Raw genomic sequence first — 13,312 nt, 5'->3', positions numbered from 1 at the left:
ATGCGATGGATGGGCGGCACGCCCCTGACTAGGATCCTCGCTCTGGAGGCCTAACCCGTGCTGTGCATGCCGCTTGCTTGGGATCGCCTCCAACCACCGAGGAGAGTCCATGCGTCACCACCGACCCGCCCTTCGTCCTCTGGCTGCGGCGCTGGCCCTGATCGGGCTCGCACAGGCGGCCCACGCCCAGGCCCCCGCCGGCACCGAGACAGGCGCCGAGCCCGGCAAGCTGCAGACCATCACGGTGACTGCCGAGCGCCGCAGCGAGAACATCCTCGACGTGCCCAGCTCCATCAGCACGATCAGCCCCGAGATGCTGGACGTGCTGGCCACGAGCGGGCAGGACATCCGCGTGCTCTCCGGGCGCGTGCCCAGCCTGAACATCGAGTCGTCCTACGGTCGCGCCTTCCCCCGCTTCTACATCCGCGGCTACGGCAACACCGATTTCCGCCTCAACGCCTCGCAGCCCGTCTCGCTGGTCTATGACGACGTGGTGCAGGAGAACCCCATCCTCAAGGGCTTCCCGGTGTTCGACCTGGACCGGGTCGAGGTGCTGCGCGGCCCGCAGGGCACGCTCTTCGGGCGCAACACCCCGGGCGGCGTGGTCAAGTTCGATTCGGCCCGCCCGAGCCGCAAGTTCGAGGGCTACGGCAGCCTCACCCTGGGCACCTTCTCGACCGTCAATGCCGAAGGCGCCATCAATGTGCCGACCTCGGAGGGCTCGGCGCTGCGCGTCTCGCTGCTCAGCCAGAACCGCGACGACTGGGTCGAGAACACCAACGACGCCGGGCCGACGCAGAAGATGGAGGGCTACAGCGACAACGCCGTGCGCCTGCAGTGGATGGTCCAGCCCAGCCGCGATTTCAGCGCGCTGTTCAACCTGCACGGCCGCGACTTCGACGGCTCGGCGCGGGTCTTCCGCGCCAACATCATCAAGCCCGGCACCAACGACCTGGTCGACGACTTCGACATCAAGAAGGTCTCGACCGACGGCATCAACCGCTCTGAGCTGCAGAACTACGGCGCCAGCGCCCGGCTGCGCTGGGACATGGGCCAGGGCCTGACCCTGCACTCGATCACCGGCTGGGAACAGGTGCATGCCCTCAGCCGGGGCGACATCGACGGCGGCTATGGCGCGGTGTTCGCGCCGCCCTCGGGGCCGGGCACGATCCCGTTCTCGTCCGAGACGGCCGACGGCATGCCCGAGCACCGGCAGCTGAGCCAGGAGTTCCGCATCGAGTCGGCCAGCTCAGGCCCGCTGGCCTGGCAGGCCGGCCTGTACCTCTTCAGCGAGGACTACAAGATCGAGAGCTTCAGCTACGACTCGCTGACGACCGGCAACCCGGAGAACGGCTACGAGCGCGTGCGGCAGAAGAACACGGCCTACGCGGTCTTCGGCAACCTCAACTACGCGGTGACGCCGCAGTTCAAGCTGCGCGGCGGCCTGCGCTACACCCGCGACAAGAAGGACTTCGCGGTCGAGGACTACTACAGCAACGTCTTCGGCACGGTGCCGACCTTCGCCGAACTGCAGGCCGCCGGCCCGACCACCGCCGCGCCGTCGGACAGCAAGCTGAACTGGGACCTCTCCGGCACCTACGCGGTGGCCAAGGACGTGAACCTCTTCGCCCGCGCCGCCACCGGCTACCGCGGCTCCAGCGTGCAGGGCGCCGGCGCCTTCAACAACCAGTCCATCGCCGGGCCGGAGAACAACACCTCCTTCGAGGCCGGCGTGAAGGCCGAACTCTTCGACCGCCGCGCGCGGCTGTCCTTCGGCGTCTTCAGCTACACGGTCAAGGACCTGCAGCTCACGGCGGTCGGCGGGGCCTCGAACTCCAACGTCCTGCTCAATGCCGACAAGGCCACCGGCCGCGGCTTCGAGCTGGACCTGCAGGCCTACCTGACCGAGCAACTGCTGGCCACGCTGGGGGTGGGCTACAACGACACCCGCATCAAGGACAAGGCCCTGGCCGTGTCGGTGTGCGGCAACGGCATGAATCCGCCGGCCAACAACTGCACCGTGACCGACCCGCTGAACGCCGATGGCAAGGCCCTGATCGACGGCAACCCGCTGCCTCAGGCGCCCAAGACCACCGTGAACTTCACGCTGAAGTACATGCAGCCGGTGGGCAGCGGCGACTTCTACGTGCTGACCGACTGGACGTACCGCAGCAAGGTCAACTTTTTCCTCTACGAGTCGAAGGAGTTCACCGGCAAGTCGCTCACCGAGGGCGGCCTGCGCGCCGGCTACATCTGGGGCGACGGCAAGTACGAGCTGGCCGCCTTCGGCCGCAACATCACCAACCAGGTCCGGGTCGTCGGCGGCATCGACTTCAACAACCTGACCGGCTTCGTCAACGAGCCGCGCACCTGGGGGGTGAACTTCCGGGCGATGTTCTAGTGCGCGGCGGCTTCGTTGCCCAGGCGCGCGAGCGCCTGGGCCCGCACCGCGCCGGGCAGGAAGGAATGCTTCGCGGCTTCTCGCGCCATGGCCAGCAGGTCGGCATGGCCGAGGCCCTGCTGCTCGACCAGCACGGCGGCTTCGCCGGTCATCGTGGTGCACGACATCAGCGGGTTGTCGGTGTGGTACGACAGGCTGATGCCGGCGCGCCAGAGGGCACCGATCGGGTGCTCGGCGAGCGAGGGCACGGCGCCGGTGTGCACGTTGCTCGTCGGGCACATCTCGAAGTGCAGGCCGCGCTCGCGCACTTCGGCCAGTCGCTCGCGCCCCTCGGCCGTGGGCAGCCAGTCCGCCATGCGCACGCCGTGGCCGATGCGGGTGGCGCCGAGCGTGGCCGCTTCGAGCACGCGTTCGGCCACGTCCGCCTCGCCCGCGTGCAGGGTGATCGGCAGGCCGGCTTCACGGGCGATCGCGAGTGCGCCCGCGTGGTCAGCCGGAGGATGTCCGAACTCGGCGCCCGCGAGGTCGAAGCCGACGACGCCCTGGCTCCGGTAGCGCAGGGCCAGGCGCACCACGCGCTCGCTGCGCAGCGGCGGTTCGTGGCGCATGGCGCAGAGGATGAGGCCCGAGGGCAGCTCGCTGCGGGCGAGGCCGGCGAGCAGGGCCTCGATGGCCGCCTCGGCCGCGACCCCATCGCTTTCCAGCAGCAACGGCGCCATGCGGAACTCGGCGAGAAGGCAGCCTTGCCTGCGGGCCTCTTCGGCCGCCTCGAAGGCCACTTCCGTCATGGCCTCGGGCTCGGCCATCGCGGCCACCGTCAAGCCGAATCCCTTGAGGTACTCGACGAGGCTGCCCGCGTGCGCCCGATCGGCGAAACAACGAGCCAGCCCTTCTTCATCCGGGGCCGGCGCCGGGATGCCGCGCGCATGCAGCAGGCGCAGCAGCGTCCGGTGGCTCAGGCCGCCATCCAGGTGCTCGTGCAGCAAGACCTTCGGCAGGCGGCGCAGCGACTCGACTTCGCGGCCAGGCAACGAATGGCCGCTCCCGTTCTCATGCTCGTTCATGCGCCATCCTAAGCCTGACAATCGGCATCTCCTGCTGCCCTCGCCCTGCGGAATTTTCATGATTTCACGTTGTTCGATCGTCGCCGCGGCCCTGTCCGCGCTCTGTGCCTCGGCCTGGGCCGACCCGGCCATCGTCTACGACATGGGCGGCAAGTTCGACAAGTCCTTCAACGAGGCGGCCTACCGCGGCGCCGAGCGCTGGAAGAAGGACACCGGCAAGGGCTACCTCGACTTCGAGATCGCCAACGAGGCCCAGCGCGAACAGGCGATGCGCCGCATGGCCGAGCGCGGCGCGAACCCGGTGATGGGCATCGGCTTCTCCCAGGCCTCGAGCATCGAGAAGGTGGCCAAGGCCTTCCCCAAGACGCAGTTCGTGCTGGTGGACTCGGTGGTCAAGCTGCCCAACGTCGAGTCCATCGTCTTCAAGGAGCACGAGGGCAGCTTCCTCGCCGGAATCATGGCCGCCATGGCCAGCAAGAGCGGCAAGATCGGCTTCGTCGGCGGCATGGACATCCCGCTGATCCGCAAGTTCCAGTGCGGCTACGAGCAAGGGGCGCGCTACGCCAATCCCAAGATAGAGATCAGCAACGCGATGACGGGCACCACGCCTGCGGCCTGGAGCGACCCCTCCCGTGCCGGCGAGCTCGCCAAGGCGCAGATCGCCAAGGGGGCGGACGTGATCTTCGCCGCGGCCGGCGGCTCCAGCGTCGGCGTTTTCCAGGCCGCCAAGGATGCCGGCAAGCTGGCGATCGGGGTGGACAGCAACCAGAACCACCTGCACCCCGGCACCATGCTGACGTCGATGGTCAAGAAGGTCGACGTGGCCGTCTACAACGCGGCCAACAAGGCCACCCCGGGCCTGACGGTGCTGGGCCTGAAGGAGGCAGGGGTGGACGTCGCGCTCGATGAGCACAACGCCAAGCTCGTCACGCCCGCGATGAAGGCCAAGGTGGATGCCGCCCGCGCGGACATCATCGCCGGCCGGATCAAGGTCACCGACTACATGGCCGCCAACGCCTGCACGCCTTGAGCGAAGACCCTGCCGTGGCGATGAGCCACATCTGCAAGCGCTTCGGCGAGCTGCAGGCGAACGACGAGGTGAGCCTGCGCGTGGCGCGCGGCACGGTGCACGGCATCGTCGGCGAGAACGGCGCCGGCAAGAGCACGCTGATGTCCATCCTGTACGGCTTCTACCAGGCCGACAGCGGCGAGATCGCGATCGACGGCCAGCCGGTGCGCATCCGGCATTCGAAGGACGCGATCGCGCTGGGCATCGGCATGGTCCACCAGCACTTCATGCTGGTCGAGACCTTCACCGCGCTGGACAACGTGCTGCTCGGTGCCGAGCCCGGTTGGCGGCTCAAGCCCGCGCGCGACAAGGTGCGCGGCGAGCTGCAGGCGCTGATGCGCGAGACCGGCCTGGCGGTGCGCCTGGATTCAGTGGTCGAGGAGCTGCCGGTGGGCGAACGGCAGCGACTGGAGATCCTCAAGGCGCTCTACCGCGGCGCGCGCATCCTGATCCTGGACGAGCCGACGGCGGTGCTGACGCCGGCCGAGACCGAGTCGCTGTTCGCCACGCTGGCCGCGCTGCGACAGCGCGGCACGACCCTCCTGCTCATCACGCACAAGCTGAAGGAAGTGGCCGCCCTGTGCGACCGCGTCACCGTGATGCGCGGCGGCCGCGTGGTGCTGGACAAGGCGATGGCCGAGACCTCGCTCGACGGCCTGGCGGAGGCGATGGTCGGCCGGCGCGTGCAACTGGGTCGGGGGGAGGGGCCCTCCCCGGTCGCGCCGGAAGAGGCCGACGCGCCGCTGCTGGCCGGGCGCGACCTGCGCTGCCGCGACGAGCACGGCACGGAGCGCCTGGGCGGCGTTTCGCTGGTGCTCAGGCCGGGCGAGATCGTCGGCATCGCCGGCGTGTCGGGCAACGGCCAGAGCGAGCTGCTGGACGTGCTGGCGGGCCTCACGACGCCCGTGGCCGGCCGGCTGGAGCTCGGCGGCCAGCGCTTCGAGCCGGGCCGCTGGCTGGACCCGCGGCGCGCCCGCTGGCTGGGCCTGGCCCACGTGCCGGAAGACCGCCACCGCCGGGGGCTGGTGCTGGGCCTGCCGGCCTGGGAATCCGCGGTGCTGGGCTACCACCGGCTGGCGCGTTATGCCCGCGGTGGCCTGCTGCGTCGGCGGAGGATGCGATCGGACACTGAACGCATGATGGCCGACTACGACGTGCGGCCGCGAGCGCCCGACCTGAAGAGTGCCAAGTTCTCGGGCGGCAACCAGCAGAAGCTCGTGCTCGCGCGCGAGGCCCTGCACCGCCCCACGGTGCTGCTGGTGGGCCAGCCCACCCGCGGCGTGGACATAGGCGCCATCGAGTTCATCCACGGCCGGCTGCGGGCCATGCGCGATGCCGGTGGCGCGGTGCTCATCGTGTCGTCCGAGCTCGACGAGATCCTGGCCCTGGCCGACCGGGTGATCGTGATGTCCGGCGGCCGCATTGCCGGCGAGCTGCCGATCGCGGCCTGCAATGAGGCGACGCTCGGCAGGCTGATGGCAGGGGTGCGCGATTGAGCTCGGGTCAGACGCTGCCACGCTGGGTGGACCTGGGCCTGCTGCCGGTGTTCAACCTGGCCCTGGCCTTCCTGGTGAGCGGCGCGGTCGTCGCCGTGGCCGGGCAGGACCCGGCGCAGGCGCTGAAGCTGCTGCTGCGCGGCGCCTTCGGCAGCTGGCTCGGCTTCAGCTACACGCTCTACTACGCCACCACATTCGTCTTCACCGGGCTCGCGGTGGCGGTGGCCTACCACGCGGGCCTGTTCAACATCGGCGGCGAAGGCCAGGCGATGCTGGGCGGCATGGGCACCGCGCTGGTCGCGTTGTGGCTCGGCGACAGCCAGCCGGCCTGGCTGGTGCTGCCGGCGATGGTGCTCGCCGCCATGGCTTTCGGGATGGCCTGGGGCGCGATCCCGGGCGTGCTGCAAGCCTGGCGCGGCAGCCACGTCGTCATCACCACCATCATGTTCAACTTCCTCGCATCGGCCTTGCTGTCGTGGCTGCTGGTCGAGGTGCTGAAGGAGCCTGGCAACATGACCGTCGAGAGCCGTTCCTTCGGCCCGTCGGCGCAGGTGCCGCCGGTGCACGCGGTGCTGGGCGCGCTGGGCATCGAGTGGCCGAGTTCGCCGCTGAACCTGTCGGTGCTGCTGGCGGTCGCGGCGGTGGTCGTGGTGTGGCTGTGGCTGTGGCGGGGCCGTTCGGGCTATGCGATCCGGGTGGTCGGATTCGCGCCCGCCGCGGCCCGGTACGCCGGCATCCGGCCGGGGCGGCAGGTGGTGTTGGCGATGGCGGTGTCCGGCGCGCTCGCGGGCCTCGTAGGCATCAATGAAGTGGCCGGCGTGCACGGCCGGCTGCTGCTGGACTACGTGGTGGGCGCGGGCTTCGCCGGCATCGCGGTCTCGCTCATAGGCCGCAACCATCCGGTCGGCGTGGTGCTCGCGGCCATCCTGTTCGGCGCGCTGTACCAGGGCGGGGCCGAGCTGTCCTTCGAGATGCCCACCATCAGCCGCGACATGGTGTTCACGCTGCAGGGCCTGATCGTGCTTTTCTGCGGTGCGCTGGGCCAGGCGGCGGCGCCGTTGTTCGCACGGCTGCTGGCGCGGCGGGAGCGAGCGCATGGATGAGATCGGCTTCGCGACGCTCGTCGCTACCACCCTGCGCGTGGCCACGCCGCTCATCCTTTGCGCGCTGGCGGCCACGCTGTCCGAACGGGCCGGCGTGATCGACCTGGGCCTGGAAGGGAAGATGCTCGCGACCGCCTTCGCGGCGGGTGCGGCGGCCTCGGCGAGCGGCTCGCTGCCGGTGGCCTTCGCCGCGGCGCTGGCCGTGGGCGTGGCGCTGTCGATGGTGCATGGCCTGGCCTGCGTCACCTTCCGCGGCGACCAGGTCGTGGCCGGCATGGCGATCACCATGACCTGCGCCGGGCTGACGGTGGCCCTCGGCGTGGCGTGGTTCCACCTCGGCGGCCAGACGCCGGCGCTGCCGGACGAGTTGCGCCTGTCGCGCTGGTTCGGCGGGCCCGGCGGCGAGACGCCGATGCTGGGGTTGCTGGGCCACAACGGGCTGGTCTATGCGGCGCTGGTCCTCGTGCCGGTGGTGGCCTGGCTGCTGGATCACACCCGCTTCGGCCTGCGCCTGCAGGCCACCGGCGAGAACCCGGCGATGGTGGACGCGGCCGGCGTCTCGGTGGCCGGGCTGCGCTATTCGGCTCTGGCCCTCAACGGCATGCTGTGCGCGTTGGCCGGGGCCTATCTCGTGCTGGCGCAGAGCCCGCAGTTCGTGCCGAACATGACGGCAGGTCGGGGCTACATGGCGATGGCGGCGATGATCTTCGGCCACTGGCGGCCGCTGGGGGCTTTCGGTGCCTGCCTGCTGTTCGGCTTTCTCGATGCCCTGGCGATCCGCTTGCAGGGCACGCCCCTGCCGGGCCTGGGGGCGGTGCCGGTGCAGGCCATCCAGGCGCTGCCTTATGCCTTGACGGTGATCCTTCTGGCGGGTTTCATTGGCCGTGCCCGGGCCCCCCGGGCGTTGGGCCAGCCCTACGTGAAGGAGCGTTGAAGCATGACCGCGACGCAGGACAGATGGAGCGCGCTGCTCGAAGCCGCGCGCCAGGCCAGGGAAAAAGCCTACGCACCGTACTCGCGGTATCTCGTCGGCGCCGCGCTGCTCGACGACCAGGGCCGCATCCACGCCGGCTGCAATGTCGAGAACGCCGCCTATCCCGAGGGGGTGTGCGCCGAGGCCGGTGCCATCTCGCACATGGTGTTGAACGGCGGCCGTCGCATCGTGGCCGCGGTGGTGGTGGGCGAGGGCGCCGAGGCCATCACGCCTTGCGGGGGCTGCCGGCAGAAGCTGCGCGAGTTCGGCGCTGACTCGCTGGTGGTCCGCTCGGCGGATGCGCAGGGCCAGTGGCGCGGCGAGCACACCCTGGGGCAGTTGCTGCCATCGAGCTTCGGCCCGGCGCACCTGGCCGGGAAGAAGGAGGATGAGGACGATGAAGCCTGAAGAACTCGAGGGTGCGGTCGAAGCCTCGCTGCGGCGCCTGCGCCAGGCGGCGGGCGAGGCGCTGCCCGAGGTGGCGGTGCTGCTCGGCTCAGGCTGGGGCGGCCTGGCCTCGCGGGTGGACGGCGCGGTGCCGGTCGACTATGCCGAGTTGCCGGCCTTTCCGGCGATAGGCGTCGGCGGCCACGCGGGCCGCGTGCTGATCGGCCGCATCGAGGGCACGCCGGTGCTGGTGCTGTCGGGCCGGCAGCACGCCTACGAGCATGGCGATGCCGGTGCGATGAAGGGTGCGGTGCGCACGCTCGCCGCCGCCGGGGTGCACACGCTGGTGCAGACCAACGCGGCCGGCAGCCTGCACACCTCGCTGCCGCCCGGCGCGCTGATGCTGGTGGCGGATCACCTGAACCTGGTGCAGCGCTCGCCCCTGGTCGGCGAAGCCGGCAACCGCCGCTTCGTCGACATGGCCGAGGCCTACGACCCGGGCCTGCGCCACCGGGCGCTGGCCGTGGCGCAGCGCCTGGGCCGGCCGCTGCGCGAGGGCATCTATGCCTGGCAACTGGGCCCGCAGTTCGAGACGCCCGCCGAGATCCGCATGCTGCAACGCCTCGGCGCCGATGCGGTGGGCATGAGCACCGTGCCCGAGACCATCCTGGCGCGCCACACCGGCCTGAAGGTGCTGGCCTTGTCGCTCATCACCAACCTCGGCTGCGGCCTGGCCGCCGAGGCCCTGAGCCACGAGCAGACGCTGGCCGTGGCGGCGCAGGCCGGCGAAGCGGCGGTGGAACTGCTGGCGGCCATCCTGGCCGCGCTGCGTGAATGAGCACAATCGGCCCCATGAAGGACGAACCGACTTTCGACCCCCGTGCCGTCGCCACGCAGGCACTGGCCAGCCTGGACCTGACGAGCCTGAACGAGGGCGACACCGAGGCCGACGTCGCAGCCCTTTGCGCGCGGGCCGAGAGCCGCTTCGGGCCCGTGGCCGCGGTGTGCGTCTGGCCACGCCTGGCCGCCTTCGCGCGAAGGCAGTTGCCCGCCGCCATCCGCGTCGCGGCCGTGGCCAACTTCCCCCAGGGCGACCCGAATCCGGAACGTGCGCAACGCGACGCCGGCCTCATCGCCGACGCCGGCGCACAGGAGGTGGACGTGGTGCTCCCGTGGCGCGCGATGCGGGAGGGCGACTCGTCCGCCTGCCGGCGCGTGCTGGCTGCCGCAAGGCGTGCCAGCGAAGGCCTGACGCTCAAGGTCATCCTCGAAACCGGCGAGCTGAAGTCGCCCGATCTCATCGCCGAAGCCAGCCGCATCGCCCTGGGCGAGGGCGCCGACTTCCTCAAGACCAGCACCGGCAAGACCGCCACCGGCGCCACGCCGGAGGCCGCACAGGTCATGCTGGCGGCGATCGCGGCGGATCGCGCCCACATTGCGGGCTTCAAGGCCTCCGGCGGCGTGCGCACCGTGGCCGATGCGGCGCGCTACCTCGCGCTCGTGCGTGAGACCTTGGGCGATGGCGCCTGCACGCCGCAGCGCTTTCGCATAGGCGCGAGCGGGCTGCTCGACGCCATCGAAGCCGTGCTGGGTGGCACGGCGCCTGCGACATCCTCTGCCACGGGTTACTGAACGTGATGACCTGGCGCCGGATCGTCAGCGCCGCGGCGCTGGCGCTCAGCGGGTTCGCAGCTTGCGCCGCCGCGCCCGCGCCCCCCACCGTCGACCTCAAGATCCTCGCGATCAACGATTTCCACGGGCACCTCAAGCCGCCGCCCGGCGGCTTCCGCACCGCGGATGCCTCGAGCCCGAGCCGGACCATCGCCCTGCCGGCGGGTGGTGCCGAGTACATGGCCACGGCGGTGAAGGCGCTGCGGTCGTCGTCGCCGAACGTGGTGATGGTCGCCGCCGGCGACCTGGTCGGCGCGAGCCCGCTGCTGTCGGCCCTGTTCCACGACGAGCCCACCATCCAGTCGATGGACCTGATGGGACTGGACCTCGCGGCGGTGGGCAACCACGAGTTCGACGAAGGTGCGGCCGAGCTGCTGCGGCTGCAGCGCGGCGGTTGCCATCCGAAGGACGGCTGCAAGGGCCCGGAGCCTTTCACCGGCGCGCGCTTCCAGTACCTGGCTGCGAGCACCATCGACACGGCCAGCGGCAAGACGCTGCTTCCGCCCTATGCCATCAAGCGCTTCGGCGGCGTGCCCGTGGGCTTCATCGGCCTGACGCTGAAGGCCACGCCGCGCATCGTCGCGCCGGCGGGCGTCGCGGGCCTCGCGTTCAAGGACGAGGCCGAGACGATCAACGCGCTGGTGCCCGAGCTCAAGCGCCAGGGTGTCGCGACCGTCGTGGTGCTGATCCACGAGGGGGGCGAGCCGACCGGTGGCCACGACGAATGCCCCGGCATCTCGGGCCCCATCGTCGATATCGTCCACAAGCTGGATCCCGCGGTGGGCGTCGTCGTCAGCGGCCACACCCACCAGGCCTACGTCTGTCGCATCGACGGGAGGCTGGTCACCAGTGCCCACCGATTCGGCACGCTGCTCACCGAGATCGACCTCCGGCTCGACGCCCGCAGCGGCGCGCTGCTGGCCTCGCAGGCCACCAACCACATCGTGCGGCACGACCGCTACGCCAGGGATGCGGCCCAGACGGGGCTCATCGCCCGCTACGAGAAGCTGTCGGCGCCCCTGGCCCAGCGCGTGGTGGGGCGGCTGTCGCAGGCCTACACCGCGGCGCCCGACGAAGCAGGCGAGTCGATGCTCGGCCGCCTGGTCGCCGATGCGCAGCTCGCCGCCACCGCGGCCGCCGACCGGGGCGGGGCTCGCATCGCCCTCACCAACCCCGGCGGCCTGCGCGCGCCGCTGCAGCCCGGGCCGGGCGGCGTGGTGCGCTACGAGGACGTCTTTGCCAGCCAGCCCTTCTCGAACGAGCTGGTGACCCTGACGCTGACCGGTGCCGAACTCAAGACCCTGCTGGAGCGCCAGTTCGGCGAGAACGTGCCCTCCGAGCCGCGCCTGCTGCAGGTCTCGCGCGGCTTCAGCTACGCCTGGGATGCTCGCCGTGCCCGCGGTGACCGGGTGGTGCCGGGCAGCCTGAAGCTGGAGGGCCGCCCCATCGCGCCCGGCGAATCGCTGCGCATCACCGTCAACAGCTACCTCGCCGGCGGTGGCGATGGCCATCGCGGCTTCACCGAGGGCCGCGACAGCCTGGTCGGCGAGAAGGACGTCGACGCACTGGCCCGCTACGTCAACGCCGGGCCCGCGCCGGTCGACGCGCCGCGTATCACCCGCGTCTCGCCATGAGTGTCGATCGCCCGCTGGCCCAGGAGCTGATCCGCAGCAAGCGTGACGGTCGTGCGCTCTCGCCGGCCGAGGTGAGGGCCTTCGCCACCGGCCTGGCCGACGGCAGCTGGAGCGATGCCCAGGCCGGCGCGATGGCCATGGCGGTCCTGCTGCGGGGCATGGACGAGGCCGAGATGGTGGCACTGACCCAGGCCTTCGCCGACAGCGGCCGGCGCCTGGACTGGTCTTGCGCGCACTTGCCCGGGCCGGTGCTGGACAAGCATTCCACCGGTGGCGTGGGCGACAAGGTGAGCCTCATGCTCGCGCCCATCGTCGCCGCGTGCGGTGGGGTGGTCCCGATGATCTCCGGCCGCGGCCTCGGCCACACCGGCGGCACGCTGGACAAGCTCGCCAGCTGGCCGGGCTACCGGCTCACGCCCGACCGCGCCACGCTGGAGCGCGTGCTGCGCGAGGTCGGCTGCGCCATCGTCGGCGCCAGCCAGGAGTTCGCGCCGGCCGACAAGCGGCTCTATGCGATCCGCGACGTGACGGCAACAGTGGAGTCGCTGCCGCTGATCGTCGCCAGCATCCTGTCGAAGAAGCTCGCCGCGGGCCTGCAAGGCCTGGTGCTCGACGTGAAGGTCGGCAACGGCGCGTTCTGCCGCGGATTCGGCGAGGCGCAGGCGCTGGCCGAAGCGCTTGTGCGCGTCTCGCGCGGCGCCGGCCTGCCCGCCCGGGCGCTGGTGACCGACATGAACCAGGTGCTGGGCCGCCACGCCGGCAATGCGCTCGAGGTGCGCGAGGCGATCGAGTTCCTGACCGCGCATTCGCGCGAGCCGCGGCTGCTGGCGGTCACGCTCGCTCTCGCTTCCGAGCTGCTGCACCTGGGTGGCATCGCGGACAGCGCCGTGGATGGAGAAAAACGCGCTCGGGAGGCGCTGGCCAGCGGCCGTGCGGCGGAGGCCTTCGAGCGCATGGTGGCCGGGCTGGGGGGGCCGTCGAACGTGCTGGCGGCGGGCACCCATGGCCTGCCGCAGGCGCCGGTGACGCGTTCCTTGTTGGCGCCCTTCGATGGCCACGTGGCCGCAGTCGACACGCGCGTCCTCGGCCTGGTGGTGCTCGAACTCGGGGGTGGACGCCGCCGCGCGGAAGACTCGATCGACCCGCGCGTGGGATTGGCCGACGTTCTTCCGCCGGGGCAACTCGTTCACCGCGGCCAGCCGCTGCTCACTGTGCATGCGGCCAGCGAAGTCGATGCTGAGGCCGCGCTGGCTCGACTGGGCGCGCTGGTGACCGTCGAGGCGCCTTCGGAATCCCAGCCCGTCGAGCCCGGGCCCGTCGTCTGCGCCGTGGTGGGGTGACCCCGGCCGAGCCTCGGGTGGACGCGGCGACGGTCTTCCTCTCGACCTAGACGAGCTCAGCCTCCCGAACGCACTTCTTGCCATCCTCGATCGAGCAGGCGTCGATGGTGAACTCCAACTTCGGGTCGTGCTCGGGCGATTTGGCAACGACTGTGTGCTTGCCGGGAGCCTGCG

Annotated in this window: 11 protein-coding genes; 10 read left to right on the top strand and 1 reads right to left on the bottom strand. The window is 71.0% G+C overall.

Annotated features, from left to right (window positions below; translation table 11 throughout):
* Window positions 1–109 precede the first annotated feature (109 nt).
* Window positions 110–2,401 (top strand): TonB-dependent receptor, encoded by a 2,292-nt coding sequence (locus ACS5PM_RS25220; RefSeq protein ID WP_439390544.1) that lies wholly within the window; start codon window positions 110–112, stop codon window positions 2,399–2,401.
* On the opposite strand, the gene add is transcribed toward ACS5PM_RS25220, so the two are convergent.
* Entirely contained in the window at window positions 2,398–3,465 is a 1,068-nt protein-coding gene (add, locus tag ACS5PM_RS25215) for an adenosine deaminase (protein WP_439390543.1), read from the bottom strand. The two genes, ACS5PM_RS25220 and add, sit on opposite strands and share 4 nt — an antisense overlap.
* A gap of 58 nt (window positions 3,466–3,523) precedes the next feature.
* Between add and ACS5PM_RS25210 the strand changes: the two genes are divergently transcribed.
* From ACS5PM_RS25210 to deoA, 9 genes are read left to right on the top strand one after another with little or no spacing between them, the layout of a single operon-like run.
* Window positions 3,524–4,495: a BMP family lipoprotein gene (locus ACS5PM_RS25210; RefSeq protein ID WP_439390542.1), complete on the top strand. Its 972-nt coding sequence runs from the start codon at window positions 3,524–3,526 to the stop codon at window positions 4,493–4,495.
* Window positions 4,492–6,030, top strand: coding sequence for an ABC transporter ATP-binding protein (locus ACS5PM_RS25205; RefSeq protein ID WP_439390541.1), 1,539 nt, complete (start codon window positions 4,492–4,494; stop codon window positions 6,028–6,030). The genes ACS5PM_RS25210 and ACS5PM_RS25205 overlap by 4 nt, the downstream gene beginning before the upstream one ends.
* A complete protein-coding gene (locus ACS5PM_RS25200; RefSeq protein ID WP_439390540.1) occupies window positions 6,027–7,133 on the top strand; it encodes an ABC transporter permease in 1,107 nt (368 codons plus the stop codon). The genes ACS5PM_RS25205 and ACS5PM_RS25200 overlap by 4 nt, the downstream gene beginning before the upstream one ends.
* Window positions 7,126–8,067: an ABC transporter permease gene (locus ACS5PM_RS25195; RefSeq protein ID WP_439390539.1), complete on the top strand. Its 942-nt coding sequence runs from the start codon at window positions 7,126–7,128 to the stop codon at window positions 8,065–8,067. Before ACS5PM_RS25200 ends, ACS5PM_RS25195 begins: the two co-directional genes overlap by 8 nt.
* 3 nt (window positions 8,068–8,070) lie before the next feature.
* Window positions 8,071–8,514: a cytidine deaminase gene (locus ACS5PM_RS25190; RefSeq protein WP_439390538.1), complete on the top strand. Its 444-nt coding sequence runs from the start codon at window positions 8,071–8,073 to the stop codon at window positions 8,512–8,514.
* On the top strand, window positions 8,504–9,331 hold the full coding sequence (locus ACS5PM_RS25185; RefSeq protein WP_439390537.1) for a purine-nucleoside phosphorylase: 828 nt from the start codon (window positions 8,504–8,506) through the stop codon (window positions 9,329–9,331). The genes ACS5PM_RS25190 and ACS5PM_RS25185 overlap by 11 nt, the downstream gene beginning before the upstream one ends.
* Before the next feature lie 14 nt (window positions 9,332–9,345).
* Window positions 9,346–10,125, top strand: coding sequence for a deoxyribose-phosphate aldolase (deoC, locus tag ACS5PM_RS25180; RefSeq protein ID WP_439390536.1), 780 nt, complete (start codon window positions 9,346–9,348; stop codon window positions 10,123–10,125).
* Between the two features lie 5 nt (window positions 10,126–10,130).
* Window positions 10,131–11,798, top strand: coding sequence for a bifunctional metallophosphatase/5'-nucleotidase (locus tag ACS5PM_RS25175; RefSeq protein WP_439390535.1), 1,668 nt, complete (start codon window positions 10,131–10,133; stop codon window positions 11,796–11,798).
* Window positions 11,795–13,138, top strand: a complete 1,344-nt coding sequence (gene deoA, locus ACS5PM_RS25170; RefSeq protein ID WP_439390534.1) for a thymidine phosphorylase — start codon at window positions 11,795–11,797, stop codon at window positions 13,136–13,138. The genes ACS5PM_RS25175 and deoA overlap by 4 nt, the downstream gene beginning before the upstream one ends.
* The last annotated feature ends 174 nt before the right edge of the window (window positions 13,139–13,312 follow it).

Source organism: Ideonella flava (genome assembly GCF_051857595.1).
In the GTDB taxonomy this organism is placed as follows: Bacteria; Pseudomonadota; Gammaproteobacteria; order Burkholderiales; family Burkholderiaceae_C; genus Ideonella.
This window is presented reverse-complemented; position numbering and strand designations above follow the sequence as displayed.